We start from the raw sequence: 18575 nt of genomic DNA, 5'->3' as shown, positions 1-18575 counted from the left end.
GGAGCGAAAGAGGGCCGCCCGGTGGGCGGCCCTCTCGTCACATCCGGTCTCAGCCGATCAGCTGCCAGGGGCCCCAGGGGTCGCCCGGCTTCTGGTTGCGGGTCCACCACTGGGCCTTGTACTTCTTGCCCTGGTAGGACACCACGTCACCGGCCACGAAGATGCGGGACGCGGTCCACACCGCGGTGCCGTCCTGGGTGGTGCGGATCTCCTCCCACGGGCCCCACGGGTCGCCGGGCTTCTGGTTCAGGGTCCACCACAGGGCCCGCCAGGTGGAGCCGTTGTCGTAGACCAGGTCGCCGGTGTTGTAGACCTTCGCCTTGTTCCAGGCGGGCGCAGACGGGAGGGTCAGGCCGGCGATCACCGGGTCGTGGTCGGAGGCGGCGAACGGGTCGCTGCCGTTGAAGAGCAGCGTGGCGTTGTAGTTGTACCTGCTGTACGCGTACGCGATGGCCTCTTGGGCGTTGATCTGCCAGACGTCCGCCCCGGTGACCATGGCGCGGGCGTCGGCGTTCGCGACGATGTGGTCGAGCGAGCCCTCGAGACCGTTGAACGAGTAGGTCTGCTCCGCCGGGTCGTAGACGCTGCCCAGGTCGGAGTAGCCGGCCGCGTAGAGGGTCTCCATCGGGTCCTCGTGGGTGTACGAGTTGAAGTCGCCCACCAGGAAGATGCGGTCGGTGTTGAGGCCGGCCGCCACCGACGACGCGAACGCCATGGTGTCCTGCGCCTCGTGCACCCGGGTGGCGTTGAACGCGCCCTGGTCGACGGCGGGGGAGGACGTGTCCTCCTCGTCGCCGGGGTACAGCGGGGTGCCGGGGCCCTTCGACTTCCAGTGGTTGGCGACGACCACGAACGCGTCGGCATCCGTGGCGCCCGCCTTCTTGAAGCCCTGCGCCAGCGGCTCACGGGCGATCGAGAACGACTGCCCGGGTCCGGACGCCGTGGTCAGCACCTGCGACGACCCGACCAGCGCCACCTCGGCCGGCTTGTAGATGAACGCCGTACGGATCACGTCCTGATCCGCGAGCGGCGGCAACTTGTCGGCGGACGGCGATGGGACGTACGCCCAAATCGCGGAACCCGCCGCGGCATTGAGCGCGTCGACCAGCCCGGCCAGCGCCGTGTCTCGCGGCTGGTTGAACCAGGCCGAGTTCTCCACCTCCTCGAGCGACACGATGCTCGCGTTCAGCCGGTTGATCCCGGTGACGATCTTCGCCTGCTGGCGGGCGAAGCTGACGTCGTTGGCGGCGCCGCGCGGCCCGCTGCCGGTGCACCGGTCGACCGCGATCCGGTTGCCCTCGCGGTCGGTGTAGTAGGTGCAGGTGCCCAGGCCCGCCGCCTCGTACTTCTCCCCGGTCATTCGGAAGTAGTTCTCCACGTTGAAGGTGGCCAGGCTGGCGCCGCCGAACGAGCGCGGGTGCTGGTTGCCGGCGCGGGTGTCGCTGAATGTCGCGACCGCCGAGCCGTCGTCGGTGATCTGCTGCCGCGGCTGGAAGTTCCACAGCGAGAAGCGGTACTCGAGGACCACCGGCTGGTGGAAGGTCACCTTCGAGCCGACGCTGGCCGGGTTGTCCGGGGTCAGCCACGGCAGCGGCTTGCTCGTGTTGGCGGCGCCCGAGTAGTTGGTGCTCGAGCCGTCGTCGAGGGTGACCATGCGGGCGGCGTTGTCGGCGGCGACCGCGTACGCGGCGGCGCTGCCGGCTCCGGCGGCGTCGGTCGGCTGCCGCAGCGGGGTGTCGCCGGCGGCGAGCGTGAACGACCCGTACCAGTTGGTGTCGTAGTTGTCGGAGACGGTGAACGTGCCCTGGGGGACGACCAGCTCGCCCTCGTGCGCCTCCTTCTCGGCGTCGGTGTCCAGCTCGGACCAGGGCAGCGCGCGCGGCTGGACGGCCGGCAGCGCGGTGTCCAGCTTGGTCACCGCCGGGCTGGTGATCTCGGTTTCGCCCTGGAACTCGGCGACCCGGCCGGCCACTCGGACGCTGTCGCCGACCGCGACCTGCGCGACCGAGTTCGAGCCGAAGACGAACACGCCGTCCGAGGCGCCCGGCGTGGTGTCGGCGCCGCCGGTCTCCAGGAAGAATCCGTTGAAGCCGCCGGTGGGGTAGGCCGCGGTGACGACGCCCTCGGTGATCACGTGCTGGTCCACGTACGGCGAGGTGTCGGTGTTTGTGCCTTGAATTTCGGCGATCGGCAGGAGCACGGCGGCCGCGGTGACCACGAAGCTGAACGTCGCCGTGCCGCTGGCCCCGGTCGAGTCGGTCGCCGTGACGGTCACCGCCGAGGTGCCGCTCGCGGTCGGGGTGCCGGAAATGACCCCCGAACCGGAAATATCCAGGCCGGATGGAAGGCCGCTCGCGGTCCAGGTGTACGGGGCCGTACCGCCGCTCGCGCCGAGCGTCAGCGAGACGGCGGTGCCGACGGTCGCGTTCTGGGTTCCCGGATTGACCACCGTGACGCCCGATGTGTCCGCTGGGGTCGGCGTCGGAGCGGCCACCTGGAAGTCCGCCGCGTTGTTGTCGGTGTCGGTGCCGTCGGGCGCGCGCTGGTAGCTCAGGACGACCGAATTCCCGCTCGGCGCTGTTCCCTCCGGCGAGTTGCTGGTGCCCCACCCGATCTTGTCGATGACCGCGGCGTCGGTCGGCAGCACGCCCGTCGCGCTCGCGGCGAGGTAGAGCGTCCCGCCCGCCGCGCCCGGGTTGACGCTGTTGCCGGTGCTGAGGTCGGCCGGCGGCAGGGCCGCACCGTTCGCCCCGTTGCTGGGCAGCTGGATGAGGAAGTGATCGTGCGCGGCCACCGATCCGGACAGCGCGAACACCTGCGACCCGCTCGGCACCACGGTGCTGGCCGGCGCCCGGTACTGCAACGTGTCCCCGGACAGCGAGATCGTCGCGTCCGTCGGGTTGTACAGCTCGATGAACTTGTTCGTGTAGCTGGCTCCGGCCGAGCCGCCGTTGACGTAGGCCTCGCTGATCACCAGGCCGGTGCCGGCCGGGTTGGCGAGCGCGGGCGTGCCGTTGATCGAACAGGCGACGCCCACGATGGACAGCGACAGCGCCGATATGGCGCATCGCCTTATGAGAGCACGGGACACAACCCCGACCTCCAAGCTTTCTGCGGGTGACCTCCGGACGCCAGGCGCCCCGGTCCGACAGGGTGGCGGACAAAGATCTGAACGTTATGCGACCACCAGAAGCAGCCTTTGTCGATGGCCGGGCAAAAATCAATAGACCTTTCGCGTACGCCTTCGTCGATGCCACCCTCCGGACTCGGCCGGTTCGGGGCGCCCTTGGGCCGCCGGCCTTATGCCGCGGGCAGGCGCGTCCAAGCCCCGAACATCGGCGGCCCCAGCACGCTGCCGTCCGTGGCCAGCGTCTCGCTCAGCAGCCGGTCGCTCAGGGTCGGGGGATCGACGTCGGCGCGGCTGGCGACGCCGTGCAGCTCCATCAGCGGCACGGTCGCCGAGAACACGTTGGCCCACGCCCACGCCGGCGCCGCCGGCCCGCCCGCCGCGAACAGTTCGACCAGCAGCTCCGGATCCGGCAGCCCGGCGACCCGGAACGCGGTGAACAGCGCCGGTCCCAGCCGCCGCTCGATGCCGGCCTTCTCCAGCGCGGCCACGAAATATCCGTGCACCTGCGTCCAGGTCGGGGTCGGCGGGGCGGCCGGCGAGTACGTCAGATCGGCCTCGTGGACGCAGATCACCCCACCGGGTCGCAGCCGCGACGCGGCCCGGCGCAGCGCCGCGACCGGATCGGGCACATACATCAGGATCAGCCGGCCGATCACCGCGTCGAAGCCGCTCTCGATCCCGTCCAGCGTCTCCACCTCGCCGACCCGGTACTCGATGTTGGGCGCGTCGGTCCGCCGCCGGGCCAGTTCGACCGCGTCCGGATTCCGCTCCACCCCGACCACCGCGCCGCCCGGCCCGACCAGCTCGGCGGCCAGCCGCGCCACGTTGCCGGCCCCGCTGCCCAGGTCGAGCACGCGCATGCCCGCCGCCAGCCCGGCCCGCTCGAGCAGCCGCCGGGTGAGCGGATCGAACACTTCTCCTTGAGCGACGAGCCGCCGGTCCTCGGCGACCCGGTCCTCGAACGGGTAGATCGTCATCGCCACCACCTTCTCCTGAAGTCCATGTAGGAACAGGGTGGCGGCGCCCGGCGCCGGTGTCGTTGGATCAGCGCGCAGAGGTGTTCACAACGCGTGCGAACCTGCGGTACTCCGCCGGCGGCACGCCGTGCGCGGTGCGGAAGGCCCGGCTGAAGTCGGCGGCGCTGGCGAAGCCCCACCGGCTCGCGATGGCCGCCACCGGCTGCGCGTCCAGGCTCGGATCGGCCAGGTCGCGCCGGCACCGCTCCAGCCGTCGCGACCGGATCCAACCGGCCACCGTCAGCCCCTCGTCGTGGAACAGCTGGTGCAGCGACCGCAGGGAGATGTGGTGGTACGCGGCCACGCCGGATGGCGACAGCCCCGGATCGCCGAGGTGCTGCTGGATGAAGCCCTGGATGGTCACCAGCAGCGCGTGCCGGCGGGCCTCGGGCGTGCCCCAGTCGCTGACCTCCAGCTCCCGGGCCAGCCGGGTGGCGAGGATCTCGAGCGCGGCGGTGGACAGCCGGGCCGCCTCCGTCGGCGTGCAGTGCTCGATGTTGCCGGCCAGGTGCAACAGGAACTGGGCGGTCAGGTCACCCATCCCCGCCGTGGCCGGGATGCGTACGGCGGTGAGATGTTTGCGCCCGCTCGGCGACAACGGCAGCAGCGACGGCGGGAACATGAACGTCATCACCCGCGTCGGCCGCTCGTCGACCCCGCAGCAGACCTCGTACGGCCGGCGGGTGTCGTAGAACGCGAACTCCCCGACCGACAGCCGGGCCTGCCGCCCACCCTGATCGACCACCGAGCTGCCGCCCGCGCAGACCAGGAAGAGCTTCAACATGTTCGGATCGGCCTGCGAGATCGTCTCGCTGGTGCGACGCACCGTGATCGGCATGATGTCCAGCACCACGACCTGCATCGGCCCAAGACCGCTGGCCCGGAACTCGCCGCGGTAGTCGGCCGGGCACCGGGCTTCGCACTCCATCGGCACCCACAACGTGGCGGTCAACTCTTCAATGAAGTCGAACCGGTCGGCCGGGGCTACATCAGCGGTGGTGACAAGCGTGGGCATGGCTCCTTCCACCAGGGAGAGGCCTACGAGCGTACGCCGAGAGGGCGCCCGGAACGGACGCCTACCGGACAGGACGCCGCTCCCGGCGCCCGGATCACGCGAAATGGCGGGTGACGCGGGCCTGTTCGCCGGCCCGTCGGGTGGACCAGCCACGGCGGCTGCGGCGGCTGCCGATCAGCCGGCAGGCGAGATAGATGGCGAACGAGATGGTGGTGACGTACGGGCTGATCGGGATGCTGCTGCCCAGCGAGAGCAGGATGCCCCCGACCACCGACGATACGGCGAACAGCACGCTGAGCAGGGTGACCAGCCGGGGTGAGGCGGTGACCCGCATCGCCGCCGCGGCGGGGGTGCAGATGATGCTCAGGACGAGCAGCGCACCGACGATCTGCACGGACATGGCAACCCCCAGGCCGAGCAGGATCATGAACACCGCCGAGAGGGCGCCGACCGGGACGCCACGGGCCGCCGCCACCTCGGGGTCGGTGCTGGCGAAGGTGAGCGGACGCCAGACGATGGCCAGACCGATCAGGACGATCGTCGAGGTCGCCATCAGCCAGGACAATCGCGGGGTGTCGACGGCCACGATCTGACCGGTCAGCAGGCCGAACTTGTTCGCGGAACGTCCTTTGTAGAGCGAGAGACACAGGACGCCCAGGCCGAGCCCGAACGGCATCAGCACGCCGATGATCGAGTTCCGGTCGCGGGCGCGGCTGCCGAGCGCCCCGATGACCAGGGCGGCCAGCAGCGAACCGGCCAGCGAGCCGGCGACGACGTCGATGCCGAGCAGCAGGGCCGCCGACGCGCCCGCGAAGGACAGCTCGCTGATGCTGTGTACAGCGAAGGGCAGATCTCTCATCATGACGAAGGTGCTGATGAGGCCGCCGACGAGACCGAGGACGACACCCGCGATGATCGAGTTGTGCACGAGCCCGAGCAGCTCGCCGTAGTCGGTGAAGTTGAAGATCACGACGCGCTCGCCACGTCGTCGTGGTGGACCGCCGACTGCCCGGGGACGCCGGCGACCAGGAGGCGTTCGCCCGTGCGGATCACGTCGACGGGCGTCTGATACATCTCGCTCAGGGTCTCGGAGTTGAGGACTTCGGCGACCGAGCCGATGCGGAACTGCCCGCCCGCCAGATAGAGGACGCGGTCGACGTACGGAAGCACGGGGTTGATCTCGTGCGTGACGAACAGGACCGCGGTGTTCTCGGCGCGCCGCCGCTCGTCGACCAGCGCGGTGGTTGCCTGCTGGCTGTGCGGGTCGAGGGCGAGCAGGGGCTCGTCGCACAGCAGCAGCTTCGGCTCGGACACGAGCGCCTGCGCGATGCGTACGCGTTGCTGCTCACCACCGGAGAGCAGCCAGACCGGACGGTTCGCAAAGCCGGAGGCGCCGACCTCGCCGAGGATGGCGTCGACGCGCCGGCGACGGCCGCCGCCGGGGAGGGGGAGTCCCCAGCGGTGCCCGTCGAGGCCCAGCCCGACCAGATCGCGGGCACGCAACGGTGTCAGCGTGTCGATCCGCCGTTGCTGTGGCACATAGCCGATGTCTTTGCTGCCGCGGTGCGCCGAGTGTCCGGCGATGGTGACGGTGCCATTGGTCAGGCGCTGCTGCCCGAGGATGACGCGCAGCAAGCTCGTCTTGCCCGACCCGTTCGCGCCGAGCACTGCGACGAGCTCGCCCGGCTCGACGGTGAGGTTCAGCTGCGCCCAGAGCCGCCGGGATCCGTAGTAGAGGGTGGCGTCGCGAATCGCGAGGATCGGTGCCATCGTGCTATCCGAGCGCCTTCTGGATTCTCGCCAGGTTGCCGGTCATCCAGCTGACGTAGTCCTGGCCGGCCGGCAGGGTCTCGGTCACCGGGACCACCGCCACGTTGTTGCTCCTGGCCGCGGCCACCACTTGCTCGGTCTCCGCCCCTGCGGTCTGCTCGTTGTACACGAGCAGCGAGATCTGCTTGCGGGCGAACAGGTCGAGGGTCGCCGACAGCACGCCGGCGGGGACGTCCGTGCCCTCCTCGATCGCCTCGCTGAACTCCTCCGGCGTCTTGTCGACCAGTCCGCAGGCCTCGAGCAGGTACAGCGGGACCGGCTCGGTGATGGCTGCGGCGGCGCCGTTGTGCGCGGCCTTGACGGCGGCTGCGGTGGACTCCATCTGCCGCAGTTTCCGGGTGAAGGCGGCCGCGCCGGCGCTGAAGGTGGCCGCGCCGGCGGGGTCCTTGGCCGACAGCACGGTCACGAGCTCGGTGACCAGCTTCTCGACGGTCGGGAAGTCGTACCAGACATGCTCGTTGAGCTCACCGCCGGCCGAGGCCCTCTTGCCGGAGATGTCGACGACGTCGAGCACCTTGGCGTCGCTGTTGCCGGCGGCCTTGAGCATCGTGTCGACGAAGTCGTCATAGCCGCCGCCGTTCTCGATGACCACGTTGGCCTTCGACAGCTCGAGCTGGGTGCGGCTGTTGGCCTCGTACGAGTGCGGGTCGGCGTCCGGGGCGTTGATGATCGAGGTGATCGTCACCCTGTCGCCGGCGATCTGCTTGACGATGTCACCGTAGACGTTCGTCGAGGCGACGACCGACAGCGTGGCCGCGGCACTGGGGCTGCCCGCCGCCGGGCCGTCGCCGTTTGACGAGCCGCACGCCGCGACCGCCATGACCAGCGACAGCGCGCCGGCGCTCAAGAATCCCGCACGTCGCCGAATGTGCACCGTGCCACCCTTCCTAAAGCGATAATCGTTTTCGTACAAGAGCGAGCCGGTGGTCCGATGCGCGTACCGCATCGGACCACTCCGTCCTGCGCCGCAGCGCCCGAGCCGATCGGGCGAGCAGCGCGGCCGTGTAGAACGGCTCCAGTGCTGAAACGATAATCATTTTCATTTTTGATTGTCTAATCGTGACCTGACGATGTGTCCACGCGGCGGCGTCCGGAGCTCGGGCGACAGCGGTGAGCGCGGCGTGCGGACCGCATCGCCACACGATGCCCTCGATGGTCGCCTGCGCGACCGCATGCGACGGAACGGGTCGCGGTGGTTGCCGGCGGGTGCGGGCAGCGTCGAAGTCGTCGCCTACCGTACGGCCGGCAAACGCTTACCCGATGTCAAGCCGCTGCGGGGCGGTGAGTGCGCCGTACCGGAAGAGGTCGTCGGTGCTGATTTGCTCGTCCTGGTGGGACGGGCGGCCGCGTCCGTAGAACATGGCGAGGAAGGCGTCGGCTGCGGTCTCGGCCGGTACTCGCAGGTGTGGCTGGTCGGGAGCCACCAGTTCGAGAACGGCTTGGCGGGTGGCGGCCTGCGCGGCGGCGCGCGCGGTGGAGCGGGTTCCGGGCTGCTCGGTGCCCGGGTCGCTTCGTCGTGGTCGCCGGTTCGGGGGTCCGGGATCGGTCGCGCAGTCGTGTGGGAAATGCCGGACGACCCTGCCTCCCGAGGATGTTCGGCACTAGGCTGCCCGATGGCCGGCGGACCGGTGGACGGAGGCGGTGCGATGACGATCCGTGACCTCTATCCGGGCTACTTCGCGCTGGTCATGGCGACCGGCATCTGCTCGATCGCGCTGGGGGACGTCGGGCGGACGAGAGCGTCGGTCGGGCTCCTGGTGGTGGCCGTCGGCAGCTTCGTCGCGCTGTGTATCGCGCTGGGCTGGCGAATCGCCCGATACCCCCGGCTGGTCCTCGCGGACCTGACCGCGCCGGACCGGGCGTTCGCGTTCTTCACCATCGTCGCCGCCTCCGATGTGCTCGCCGCCGAGTTCGCCCGGGACGCTCACCGCGGTGTCGCGATCACGCTGGCCGGCTTCGGCGCGGCCGTCTGGCTCGCCCTGACCTACACCGTCCCGATCCGGCTGATCCTCGGCCCGCGACCACAACCGGTTCTGGCCGGCGTCAACGGCACCTGGTTCGTCTGGGTCGTCGGCACCCAGTCGGTGGCCGTCAGCGCCGCCATGCTCGACCAGCCCGCCCACGGCCAGGCCCGGCTCACCGCGTTGCTCGCCGTTCTCATGTGGTCGGTCGGCGTGGTGCTGTATCTCATGGTGGCCACCCTGGTCCTCGCCCGACTGCTCCTGCTCGAGGTCCGGCCGGCCGACCTCACGCCGCCGTACTGGGTCACCATGGGCGCCACCGCGATCACCGTCCTCGCGGCCGCGCAGATCCTCACCATGCCCAACTCCCCGGCGGCCAACGCCACCCGACCAGTTGTCGGGGGCCTGGCTGTCGTGCTGTGGGCGTTCGGGACCTGGCTCATCCCCCTCCTGGTGATCTTCGGGGTCTGGCGGCACGGTCCCAGCCGGGTGCGGCTGGCGTACCTGCCGGCGCTGTGGAGCATCGTCTTCCCGCTCGGCATGTACGCCGTGGCCAGCATGCACCTCGGCAAGGCTGTCCAGATGCCCATCGTCGAACGCATCGGCCGGGCCTGGACCATCGTGGCGGTCCTGGCCTGGCTGATCGTCTTCGTCTCCATGTGCCGGGCGTTCCTGGCGTCCTTGCTCCGCCTCCGCGGACACCGGCCGGCCGCGGGCGGCCGGAGGCAGGAGGACGGTGGTGGCGTTCCCGCACGCTGACCGGCCGGCGACGACGGCGCGCGTCTGCCCACGGCCCGGCGGGATCGGCCGCAAGGCCCTGCGGCGACTACACCCGGCAGCGACGCACCGACGACCTCGCCGAATGGCACCGGATGCTGTTGGCCCGGCTGCCCGACACCGACGGCGAGCCGTTACTCCGGCCACCAGGAAATGCTCGATTTCGCCACTGAGATCGACGCACCGCTACCGCCCGTGCCGAAGAGGTCCGCAACAACGCTCCCGCTGGCGATAACCCCGCCCACGAGCAGGGACAGGCCGCAGCCCAACCACCGCCGCGTGGTGGGCTGCCGAGGCGGTCAGAAGGGCGGCGCTGGTCAGCGTCGCGACCCGCGCGTTTCAACGGTAGGTAGCACATGTGCTACAGTTGGTCCGTGCGTGAAGTCGGACTGCGGGAAATGCGGCAGAACGCCAGCGACCTGGTGCGCCGGGCGCAAGCCGGTGAACGAGTGACGATCACCGTCGCCGGCCGGCCGGCCGCTGTACTCGGTCCGGTCAGTCCTCGCGCCTGGCGCGAATGGGACGACTTTGCTGGAGTCTTCGATCAGCCCACCGACCCTGGCTGGGCCGACGACCGGGATCTCCTCGACGACGCTGTCACCGACCCGTGGGCCGAAGCGTGAGCCGAGGCATTCTCGACACCAGTATCCTCATCGCCACTGACGTCACCCCGATCCCCGGCGAACTGGCCATCAGCGTCGCGAGTCTGGCCGAACTTCAGTTCGGGGTCTTGGTCGCGAAGACCGCCGAGGCCAGAGCGTTGCGCCTGGCTCGGCTCAGCGCCATTCAACGCCGATTCGACCCGCTCCCCATCGACGAAGCCATCGCCGACAGCTACGCACGACTGGCCGCGCGCGTCGTCGAGACCGGCCGCCAGCCACGCGCAAGAGTGATGGACCTGCTCATCGCCGCGACCGCACATGCCCACGACGCCGCGATCTACACCCGCAACGCCGACGACCTCGCAGGCCTCGAGGACCTCATCACGATCCACACGATCTGACTCAGCCCTTCCCAGCGAGAAGCGCCAACTCCCACCAGAGCGACCGGATCCAGCTGCAAACCGGCTGCTGTGCAGAGCCACTCCCATAGTGGATGTCCTCCCGCGCGCAGGTCGAGCCCCGGTCGGCTCGCCCACCACGCCGGCCAGTCTGCCTAGCACGCGGCCCTGACCCAATGCCCGACAGGCGCACCGCGGATGCGGTGGATCGTGTTGATCCGTGACGTGTCACACGCGGTACGCATCGATGGCGAATCGACCGTCGTGGCCGGCCTGGTGCTGGACGCCGGCACCGGCCGTCTCCACGGCAGATGTCATGCACAGCTGGCTGTGGAGATCGGCGATCAGCCGCGCCGTGTTCGCGGTGTCCGGTCCACCATCCTTGAGCGGGCTGTAGTTCTGCACCGTCCAACCGACCTGCGCCGCCTGCGCCGTCAGCGACCAGCCGATGCAGCACAGTGCTCGGATACGCCGGGCGGTGCCTGCCCCGTCCACGATCGCCTTGGCGGCCGGCGCCGCCAGGTCTAGGTTGAGCGCGAGGATCGCCGCCGCTGTTGCCGGTCGGATCCGATCGTGGGCGGATTCCCGCGCCGGCCTCACAGCAGACCGGTCAGCGCGGCGCGGCTGACTCCGGTGAGTCGTGGACGCGGCGCTCACCCACTCCGCCGCCTTCAGCTTGACCAGGTGGGCGCGGGCCGGCCCCGCAAGGCCGCGGTCAGATGCCACGGGTGCTGGCCGAAGACTTCGGCGGCCCGAACCAGCTGGTCCGGCCGGCGCCACGATCGACCGGGATGGCCTCGGGGGCGCTGGCCGCGGTTCGAGCTCCGGCGAAGCTATCGGTCGCGATGACAACAAGCTCGGGCCGCTCGCGAGCGCGGGGGAGGGGCATACCGGTGTTCGGCGAGGCCGTGCTCGGACCAGACACGCTGTTGGTGCACGCCATTTCGGCCGTGGCGTCCAATTGATGCTGACGGGTCCAGCGCGGGTGCGCACCCGCCGAGCACCGTGCATGACCGAGCCGTAGGGCCTCCGATCCTTCGGCGAGGCCGAAGTAGCGGGGTAGCGGCTCAACTCGCCGGAAAAAGATCCTTCATCGCGGTCCTCCTGACACGCGGTCAACCTCGCGTCGACGATCGGCCCGGTTCCGGGCCCTGAACGACGAAAGGCGCCCGACAGGGCGCCCCGGCATCGACCCATATGGCCCGGCAAGCAACCGCCGCACGGGGAACGTGTACCCAGTACCGCGCGGCAGAAAGCGCATGTCAAGCGCTTTCACCAACCCAGTTTTGAGGCGCTGCCGCGGCCGCGGCACTCGAACGTCCCGGCGCGTGTCGGCCAGTCCACGCGGACACGCCCCCGTCTGCCGAAGGCCCCAGCGTCCAGGGCGGCGCGAGTGTGCCAACTTTCGCTGCCAATCCCAGACAGCGTCCGCGCGAGCTTGAGACGCACTCCCATGCGCCTGCCGCGGATGCGTCGGTGCTCAGCAACCGGACCTGCCGGACCCCGTGATTTACGCCTTGAGGATGTCGACGTCGTACCGTGCGATCGACTCGTCGCGGGAGACGAGGGTCAGGCCCTCGACGGCCGCCTGCGCGACCAGCATGCGATCGAAGGGATCGCGGTGGTGCGGCGGGAGCCGTCCGGCGGCAATCGCGTGGGCATACGTCACGGGCAGTTCGCGAAAGCCCATGTCGCGTACTCGTTCGGCGAGATCGGCCGGGCCGGTGAGTTTCCCGGTGGCCTGCTTGATGGTGATCTCCCACAGACTGACCGGAGACAGGAAGACGTCGGGGTCGCGGCGCAGCCGGTCGAGGAAATCCTCGTCGAGGGTGGCGTCACCGGTGATGGCCCACAGCGCGATGTGGGTGTCCAGCAGCAGGCTCATCCGCCGATACCGAAGTCGGCGGCGATCTCGGCGTTGGTCTCGGCCGAGTCCCAGTCACTCGACAGGTCGACCTGACCGGCAAGAGAGCCGATAGCGGTCCGGTTTACCCGGCGGACCAGCGGAACGACTTTCGCCACCGGCGTGCCGGCCCGGTCGATGATGATTTCTTCGCCGTGTTCGACCCGCTCGATGATGCGCGACAGGTGCGTCTTGGCGTCGTGCATGTTGTAGTGCACCGCCTCCGCGGACATCGCCCCACCCCCTCGGTTAGCTAACAGCTTAGTCTACCCGGTCGGGGGTCGCCGCTTGGTCAAAGGCCACGCGCCGGACACCCGCATGGATGCCCGGCGACGCTGCCGCAGCGATCGCCACTCGGGCTCCCGCCGTGGTGCCGGTCCGGCGGCTTCCACCGCTGGGCCGGTTGCGGGAACGATGGCGTGGCTTCCGCAGAACATCAATTCGCTCTGACAGGTCTCGGCACGCGGTCCGCTGAACTCTTTGCGAATCCATGACCGCGGCGACTGATCCAACGGCTCCCGGGCAGCCACCGAGCATCCCGACCAACGGCGCCATAACGAAAATGGCCCCAACCAGGTGAGGAAAACACCAGGTCAAGGACCATGTAAAACGTGCGCCGCGTAGGACTCGAACCTACAACCCGCGGATTAAGAGTCCGCTGCTCTGCCAGTTGAGCTAGCGGCGCTCTCCGGCAACGACGGAAACGTTAGCACGCACCCCCATGATCTTTGAAATCGGCCCTCGCCGTGTGAATCAACTTCAGGGTGCTCCCGCAGCCTTGCATCCATGGGGCAGGATGTGCGCCAACTCCAGAACGTGATCAAGGGATGGTCGGCATGCGGCGCTCGCTGGTGACGGCAGTGGTGGCGGCGGTGATCGCGCCCCTCGCGCTGTCCGCATGTGGTGACAACAAGAAGCCGGCCGCCGCCTCCTTCAAGGAAGCGCCCAGCGCTAGCGCGGAGCCGAGCGCCCCGCCGACCGAGGCCGCCGCCGTCCCGATCGAGCTCTCCGTGACGCCCGCCGCCGGTAAGAAGAACGTGCCGCTCAGCGCCGAGCTGGGCCTCCAGGTCTCGGGCGCCAAAATCACCTCGGTCACCCTGACCGACGGCAAGGGCAAGGCCGTCCCGGGCAAGCTGCGCGACGACGGGTCCAGCTGGGTGCCGGGCCGAACCCTCAAACCCAAGCAGACGTACGCGGCGAGCGTGGTCGCCACTTCCGACAGCGGCCTCACCAAGACCGTCACCACCAGCTTCACCACCATGGGCACGCCGGCCCGCAAGACCGGCACCGGCCTCTACCTGTTCGACAACCACACGTACGGCGTGGCGATGCCGGTGGTGGTCGAGTTCAACCCGGGCATCAAGAAGGCCGACCGCGCCGCGGTGCAGAAGCGCATGTTCGTGCAGACCTCGCCGGCGCAGCCCGGTGTCTGGTCGTGGACGTCCAGCGGCACCCAGGCGTACTACCGCGCCAAGGAGTATTGGACGCCGGGCACCACGCTGACCGTGCGCATCGCGGTGGGCGGCGTGCCGACCGGCGGCGGGCGGTACGGGGACCGGGACCGCGGGGCGACTGCCAAGATCGGCCGCGACTTCCGGATGACCGTGGACAACAAGACCAAGAAGATGACGGTCACCCAGGACGGCAAGGTGGTCCGGACGGCGCCGGTCAGCCTGGGCCGGCCGAGCAAGCCCTCGGTGAGCGGCACGCTCGTGGTGATGGACAAGCTGCCGCAGACCGTCTTCGACACCACCGACACCGACGGCGCCGCCGGGTACCGCACCGACATCGAGTTCGCCCAGCGGATCACCTGGAGCGGCCAGTACATCCACTCGGCGCCCTGGTCGGTGGGCTCGCAGGGCCGCACCAACGTCTCGCACGGCTGCGTCAACGTCTCGCCGTCGAACGCGCGGTGGCTGTTCGACAAGACGCTGATCGGCGACCCGGTCACGGTGAAGGGCACCGGCGTGAAGGCCGACTACGGGGACGGCTGGACGCCGTGGAACCTCAGCTGGAACGAGTTCGTCAAGGGCAGTGCGCTGCCCGTACCCGAAGCTTTGGGGTGAGAAAAGCAACGAGAACGTGATCCCGGTGCGTCTGATGGGTAGGGAAACGCGAAACCCCCCGGCTCGCGAACTGCCCGAAACGGGCGACTTGCCCCATTGACCTGTGCGACGGCCGCGCCGCGGCACGAATCCGGGATTGGTCTCCTGGCTTTCATAGAGCAAGATTGGGCGCCGGGGACGAACGACGCCGTGAGGGGACCATGAACATCAGTCGAGTTCGCCGGCCGTGGCGGATCGCCGCGGCCGGGCTGATCGCGGGCGCGGTCCTGCTCAGCTCGGGCTGCGGTCACGGCGACAAGTCGCCGAGCTGGCAGGGCGGCGCCGACCAGGCCCAGGGGGACGGCACCGGCACCGACGACGCCTCCCCGTCCCCGTCGCCCACGCTGAGCACCGTCGCGGTCGTCTCGCCGGCGGCCGACGCGACCGGCGTGACCGCGATCACCGAGATCAAGTACACCAGCGAGGACCCGGAGAACACGTCCGTCACGGTGACCGACGCCAGCGGCGACGAGGTCAAGGGCACCCTCGACAAGGACGACAAGGTCTGGCGCCCCGAGAAGGCCCTCGCCTACGGCACCAAGTACACCGTGACGGTCAACGGCACCGCCTCCGAGGGCAAGGGCGGCACGGCGTCCAGCACGTTCACCACGATGGCCAAGCCGTCGAAAATCGTCCGGGTGACCAGCTTCCTGGGCGACGGGCAGAAGGTCGGCGTCGGCATGCCGCTGATCATCAAGTTCAGCCGGGCCATCCCGGCGAGCTACCGCGACGACGTCGAGCGCCGGATGACCGTCACCGCCACCCCGGCGCAGGAGGGCTCCTGGGGCTGGATCAGCCCGACCGAGGTGCACTACCGTCCCAAGGTCTTCTGGAAGGCCAACTCCAAGGTCTTCTACAAGGTGCGGCTGGCCGGCGTGCCGCTGGGCAGCGGCTACTACGGCAAGAGCGACCTCACCGTCGACCTCAACATCGCCCGCTCGTTCGTCATGACGGTCTCCAACAAGACCAAGCAGATGACGGTCAAGCAGGACGGCAAGGTCATCAAGACGCTCCCGGTCAGCCTGGGCAAGGCCAGCACCCCGTCGTCGAGCGGCACGATGGTCGTGATGGAGAAGATGAAGCACACCGTCTTCGACACCACCGACACCGACCCGGTCAACGGCTACAAGACCCCGATCGACTTCGCCCAGCGCATCACCTGGAGCGGCCAGTTCATCCACGCCGCGCCGTGGTCCGAGGGCAAGCAGGGCCGCGTCAACGTCTCGCACGGCTGCGTCAACGTCTCCGAGGCGATGGGCGCCTGGCTGTTCAGCCGCACGATGATGGGCGACCCGATCACGGTGAGCGGCACCGAGGAAAAGCTCAAGCAGGGCAACGGCTGGACCGACTTCAACGTCAGCTACAGCGAGTGGAAGAAACTCAGCTACCTGAAGTGATGGGTCACGCTCGGCGGGAAAGGCGCGGTCGGCGACGACCGCGCTTTTTCGTGCGTACGTCGTGAGTGCGCCTAATCTGGACATATGCGACTTGCGCTCGTCCTCGCCTGCCTGCTGCTCGCCGGGTGTGGGCGGTCCCCGTCGACGCCCGAACGATCACCCAGCGTGATCCCCTCGACCGCTTCCACCTGGCCTTCCCCGGTCGACGACCCGCCGGGATCGCTCGCCTGTGCGCGGCTGGCCGCCGCCATGAACGCCGGCTCGTTCCTGACCGCGGGCGTCGTCGACGAGATCGTCACGGCGAGCGCCGACGCCGACGCCCCGCTCGCCGACGCGGCGGCACGGCTCGGCGACGCGTACCGGGCGGCCGTCGCCGCACACGACAAAGCAGACGAACCAGACAAGGTGGCGGCGGTTGGTGCCGCCGCTTCCGATATGTCCGACGTATGCCGGGCGAGCGGGCTCCAAACCGCTGGATGATCGCCAACGACGGCGATCAATGCCCGTCTGAGCTGCGGGTATGCCGCCTAGGAGAGCTTCGCGCGTTGTTTCGACATCTGTAGCCGGAAAGTGCCGCAACCTGCGTCACACCGCTTCACAAGGTGGTGATCAAGCAGGCAGGATGCAGCGCGAACTCGGGGCTTCGGGAGGGAACGGCAATGGCGCAGATCCATCACTTCGACCACGGGTGGATCACCCCCACGATCAGTTACACCCTGTCCGTGTTGGGTTCCCTGCTCGGTCTGACGCTCGCGGCCCGGTTCCGGTCGGCCCGCTCGAGTGGCGAGCGCGTCTGGTGGCTGATCCTCGCCGCGGTCGCGATCGGCGGCACGGCGATCTGGAGCATGCACTTCGTCGCCATGATGGGCTTCAGCGTCAGCGGCACCCCGATCCGGTACGACGTCGGCATCACCGCGGCCAGCGCCATCCTGGCCGTCGTCGCGGTCGGCGTCGGCCTCGCCATCGCGCTGTTCGGCGAGCGGGCGCAGAACGCCCGGATCATCGCCGGCGGCGTCATCTCCGGCCTCGGCGTCGCCGCGATGCACTACACCGGCATGGCCGCGATGCACCTCAACGGCGAGATCTCCTACTCGACCACCCGGGTCGGCATGTCGATCGGCATCGCCGTGGTGGCCGCGTCGGTCGCGCTCTGGCTGGCGGTCACGGTGCACAAGCCGCTCGCCATCTTCATCTCGGCCCTGGTCATGGGCATCGCCGTCAACGCCATGCACTTCACCGGCATGTCCGCCATGTCGGTACGCCTCGAGGCGCCGGACGAGCTCTCCGGCGCCACCGCCACCAGCCTGATCGTCCCGATCGGCGCCACCGTGGTCTTCGGCATCCTCGGCCTCGCGTACGCCCTGATGGCCGCGCCCACCGAGGAGGACCGCGCCGCGGCCGCCTATCTGGCCGCTCGCCGCGAGAGCAGCCAGCCCGGGACGATCCCGCGCCAGCCGGTCGCGCCGATGGCCGAGCAGCAGCCCTCGCGCGGGGCATCCGCCCTCGGCGGCGGCGCGTGGACCTACCGGGATCGCTCCCGCTGATCGCCTCAGCGGGGCTGCATCAGCCAGTCCCACGCCTTCTTGAGGCTGTGGCCGAGCCCTTCGTCCTCCTCGGCGAGGCGCGCCGACGGGTCCGCGCTCGGCTCGGGCAGCTCGGCGGCCGGCACCGCGATGATCGCGCCGTGTTCGTAGAGGCCGTCGACCAGGCTCGCCCGGGCGAACCGGTGGCCCGCGGCGGTCTTGACCAGCAGCCCGTGAAAGACGTCGGCGCCCTCGTCGGCGAGCACGTGCTCGACCTCGCCGACCCGGTCGCCCGAGCGGTCAAAGACGGGCGTGCCGTCCGCGAGCACGAGGTAGGACACCGGCGCGCCGAGGTCCTCGGGAGCTTCCTTGTCGGTCATGCACCGGGGTTTACCCCGAGGGCCTCGCCGATACACAGACTCGTCGGGCCCGCGCGTGTTCGTCAGGCTCGCACGTCGGGCAGGCTCGCCACCTCGCGATAGAAGTGGTCGATCTGGCGCACGGTCGACTCGAAGGCCTCGAGGCCGAACGGCTTGGTGACATACGCGTTGGCCCGCTGCTGATAGCTCGCCACGATGTCCGGCGTCGCGCCCGAGGTGGTCAGGATGACCACCGGGATCGCCTTGAGCCGGTCGTCGGTCTTGATGGCCGCGAGCGTCTCGCGCCCGTCCATCCGCGGCATGTTGAGATCGAGCAGGATCAGGTCGGGCCGCCGCGCCTGGGGGTAGGAGCCCTCCCGCCGCAGATAGTCGAGCGCCTCGCGGCCGTCGGTCACCCGATCGACCAACGCCTGCGTCTCGGTCGCGGCGAGCGCTTCCTCGATCATGAGGGCGTCCGCGTCGTCGTCGTCGACGACGAGGATCTGCAGGCTACGCACGATGTCCCCCTTGTTTGCAGTGCCGCAAGCATAGGGGTACA

Annotated in this window: 19 protein-coding genes and 1 tRNA gene; 7 read left to right on the top strand and 13 right to left on the bottom strand. The window is 69.5% G+C overall.

Features of this window, described 5'->3' with window-relative positions; genetic code table 11:
- Positions 1 to 49: 49 nt before the first annotated feature.
- The 7 genes from ACFQS1_RS21565 to ACFQS1_RS21535 form a co-directional block, all read right to left on the bottom strand.
- Positions 50 to 3091 (bottom strand): ExeM/NucH family extracellular endonuclease, encoded by a 3042-nt coding sequence (locus ACFQS1_RS21565; RefSeq protein WP_378971089.1) that lies wholly within the window; start codon positions 3089 to 3091, stop codon positions 50 to 52.
- 209 nt (positions 3092 to 3300) lie between these two features.
- Positions 3301 to 4107: a class I SAM-dependent methyltransferase gene (locus ACFQS1_RS21560; protein ID WP_378971087.1), complete on the bottom strand. Its 807-nt coding sequence runs from the start codon at positions 4105 to 4107 to the stop codon at positions 3301 to 3303.
- A 67-nt stretch (positions 4108 to 4174) separates the two neighbouring features.
- Positions 4175 to 5161 carry a helix-turn-helix domain-containing protein gene (locus tag ACFQS1_RS21555; protein ID WP_378971085.1) on the bottom strand — a complete coding sequence of 329 codons (987 nt, stop codon included), beginning with the start codon at positions 5159 to 5161 and terminating at the stop codon, positions 4175 to 4177.
- A gap of 94 nt (positions 5162 to 5255) precedes the next feature.
- The gene (locus ACFQS1_RS21550; protein WP_378971083.1) at positions 5256 to 6131 is read right to left on the bottom strand and encodes a metal ABC transporter permease; all 876 of its coding nucleotides are present in this window, start codon (positions 6129 to 6131) and stop codon (positions 5256 to 5258) included.
- On the bottom strand, positions 6128 to 6931 hold the full coding sequence (locus tag ACFQS1_RS21545) for a metal ABC transporter ATP-binding protein (RefSeq protein WP_378971081.1): 804 nt from the start codon (positions 6929 to 6931) through the stop codon (positions 6128 to 6130). Before ACFQS1_RS21545 ends, ACFQS1_RS21550 begins: the two co-directional genes overlap by 4 nt.
- A 4-nt stretch (positions 6932 to 6935) precedes the next feature.
- Positions 6936 to 7865, bottom strand: a complete 930-nt coding sequence (locus ACFQS1_RS21540; RefSeq protein WP_378971079.1) for a metal ABC transporter solute-binding protein, Zn/Mn family — start codon at positions 7863 to 7865, stop codon at positions 6936 to 6938.
- Between the two features lie 379 nt (positions 7866 to 8244).
- Complete coding sequence (locus tag ACFQS1_RS21535) at positions 8245 to 8415, bottom strand: hypothetical protein (RefSeq protein WP_378971077.1); 171 nt, start codon at positions 8413 to 8415, stop codon at positions 8245 to 8247.
- 222 nt (positions 8416 to 8637) lie between these two features.
- On the opposite strand from ACFQS1_RS21535, the gene ACFQS1_RS21530 reads away from it, so the two are divergent.
- The 3 genes from ACFQS1_RS21530 (at position 8638) to ACFQS1_RS21520 (ending at position 10732) form a co-directional block, all read left to right on the top strand.
- Positions 8638 to 9711, top strand: coding sequence for a tellurite resistance/C4-dicarboxylate transporter family protein (locus ACFQS1_RS21530; protein WP_378971075.1), 1074 nt, complete (start codon positions 8638 to 8640; stop codon positions 9709 to 9711).
- Between the two features lie 392 nt (positions 9712 to 10103).
- Positions 10104 to 10352: a type II toxin-antitoxin system Phd/YefM family antitoxin gene (locus ACFQS1_RS21525; protein ID WP_378971073.1), complete on the top strand. Its 249-nt coding sequence runs from the start codon at positions 10104 to 10106 to the stop codon at positions 10350 to 10352.
- Positions 10349 to 10732: a PIN domain-containing protein gene (locus tag ACFQS1_RS21520; protein ID WP_253237430.1), complete on the top strand. Its 384-nt coding sequence runs from the start codon at positions 10349 to 10351 to the stop codon at positions 10730 to 10732. The genes ACFQS1_RS21525 and ACFQS1_RS21520 overlap by 4 nt, the downstream gene beginning before the upstream one ends.
- A 225-nt stretch (positions 10733 to 10957) precedes the next feature.
- Here the strand turns inward: ACFQS1_RS21520 and ACFQS1_RS21515 are convergent, their stop codons facing one another.
- The 4 genes from ACFQS1_RS21515 to ACFQS1_RS21500 all read right to left on the bottom strand — a co-directional run bounded on the left by ACFQS1_RS21515 (position 10958) and on the right by ACFQS1_RS21500 (position 13317).
- Positions 10958 to 11455: a hypothetical protein gene (locus ACFQS1_RS21515; protein ID WP_378971070.1), complete on the bottom strand. Its 498-nt coding sequence runs from the start codon at positions 11453 to 11455 to the stop codon at positions 10958 to 10960.
- A 784-nt stretch (positions 11456 to 12239) separates the two neighbouring features.
- Positions 12240 to 12614: a type II toxin-antitoxin system VapC family toxin gene (locus ACFQS1_RS21510; RefSeq protein WP_378971068.1), complete on the bottom strand. Its 375-nt coding sequence runs from the start codon at positions 12612 to 12614 to the stop codon at positions 12240 to 12242.
- A complete protein-coding gene (locus ACFQS1_RS21505; RefSeq protein ID WP_378971066.1) occupies positions 12611 to 12865 on the bottom strand; it encodes a type II toxin-antitoxin system Phd/YefM family antitoxin in 255 nt (84 codons plus the stop codon). Before ACFQS1_RS21505 ends, ACFQS1_RS21510 begins: the two co-directional genes overlap by 4 nt.
- 379 nt (positions 12866 to 13244) lie before the next feature.
- Positions 13245 to 13317, bottom strand: a tRNA-Lys gene (locus tag ACFQS1_RS21500).
- Between the two features lie 142 nt (positions 13318 to 13459).
- On the opposite strand from ACFQS1_RS21500, the gene ACFQS1_RS21495 reads away from it, so the two are divergent.
- The 4 genes from ACFQS1_RS21495 (at position 13460) to ACFQS1_RS21480 (ending at position 17678) form a co-directional block, all read left to right on the top strand.
- Positions 13460 to 14698 carry a L,D-transpeptidase gene (locus tag ACFQS1_RS21495; RefSeq protein ID WP_378971064.1) on the top strand — a complete coding sequence of 413 codons (1239 nt, stop codon included), beginning with the start codon at positions 13460 to 13462 and terminating at the stop codon, positions 14696 to 14698.
- 200 nt (positions 14699 to 14898) lie between these two features.
- Positions 14899 to 16134, top strand: coding sequence for a L,D-transpeptidase (locus ACFQS1_RS21490; RefSeq protein WP_378971062.1), 1236 nt, complete (start codon positions 14899 to 14901; stop codon positions 16132 to 16134).
- 165 nt (positions 16135 to 16299) lie between these two features.
- Positions 16300 to 16614 (top strand): hypothetical protein, encoded by a 315-nt coding sequence (locus ACFQS1_RS21485; protein ID WP_378971060.1) that lies wholly within the window; start codon positions 16300 to 16302, stop codon positions 16612 to 16614.
- Between the two features lie 179 nt (positions 16615 to 16793).
- Complete coding sequence (locus ACFQS1_RS21480; RefSeq protein WP_378971058.1) at positions 16794 to 17678, top strand: MHYT domain-containing protein; 885 nt, start codon at positions 16794 to 16796, stop codon at positions 17676 to 17678.
- A gap of 5 nt (positions 17679 to 17683) precedes the next feature.
- On the opposite strand, the gene ACFQS1_RS21475 is transcribed toward ACFQS1_RS21480, so the two are convergent.
- Together ACFQS1_RS21475 and ACFQS1_RS21470 are read right to left on the bottom strand one after the other, a co-directional pair.
- Positions 17684 to 18037, bottom strand: a complete 354-nt coding sequence (locus tag ACFQS1_RS21475; protein WP_378971056.1) for a PRC-barrel domain-containing protein — start codon at positions 18035 to 18037, stop codon at positions 17684 to 17686.
- A 62-nt stretch (positions 18038 to 18099) separates the two neighbouring features.
- Positions 18100 to 18534 carry a response regulator gene (locus ACFQS1_RS21470; RefSeq protein WP_378971054.1) on the bottom strand — a complete coding sequence of 145 codons (435 nt, stop codon included), beginning with the start codon at positions 18532 to 18534 and terminating at the stop codon, positions 18100 to 18102.
- Positions 18535 to 18575 lie beyond the last annotated feature (41 nt).

This window comes from Paractinoplanes rhizophilus, assembly GCF_042664765.1.
GTDB lineage: Bacteria > Actinomycetota > Actinomycetes > Mycobacteriales > Micromonosporaceae > Actinoplanes > Actinoplanes rhizophilus.
Note: the sequence above shows the minus strand (reverse complement) of the source record. Positions and strands in the feature narration are given on the sequence as shown.

Bases quoted from the DNA above. Each gene is read 5' to 3' on its own strand.
- ACFQS1_RS21560 (WP_378971087.1), bottom strand. From the start codon at position 4,107: ATGACGATCTACCCGTTCGAGGACCGGGTCGCCGAGGACCGGCGGCTC.
- ACFQS1_RS21490 (WP_378971062.1), top strand. From the start codon at position 14,899: ATGAACATCAGTCGAGTTCGCCGGCCGTGGCGGATCGCCGCGGCCGGG.
- ACFQS1_RS21555 (WP_378971085.1), bottom strand. From the start codon at position 5,161: ATGCCCACGCTTGTCACCACCGCTGATGTAGCCCCGGCCGACCGGTTC.
- ACFQS1_RS21475 (WP_378971056.1), bottom strand. From the start codon at position 18,037: ATGACCGACAAGGAAGCTCCCGAGGACCTCGGCGCGCCGGTGTCCTAC.
- ACFQS1_RS21545 (WP_378971081.1), bottom strand. From the start codon at position 6,931: ATGGCACCGATCCTCGCGATTCGCGACGCCACCCTCTACTACGGATCC.
- ACFQS1_RS21505 (WP_378971066.1), bottom strand. From the start codon at position 12,865: ATGTCCGCGGAGGCGGTGCACTACAACATGCACGACGCCAAGACGCAC.
- ACFQS1_RS21510 (WP_378971068.1), bottom strand. From the start codon at position 12,614: ATGAGCCTGCTGCTGGACACCCACATCGCGCTGTGGGCCATCACCGGT.
- ACFQS1_RS21495 (WP_378971064.1), top strand. From the start codon at position 13,460: ATGGTCGGCATGCGGCGCTCGCTGGTGACGGCAGTGGTGGCGGCGGTG.
- ACFQS1_RS21480 (WP_378971058.1), top strand. From the start codon at position 16,794: ATGGCGCAGATCCATCACTTCGACCACGGGTGGATCACCCCCACGATC.
- ACFQS1_RS21530 (WP_378971075.1), top strand. From the start codon at position 8,638: ATGACGATCCGTGACCTCTATCCGGGCTACTTCGCGCTGGTCATGGCG.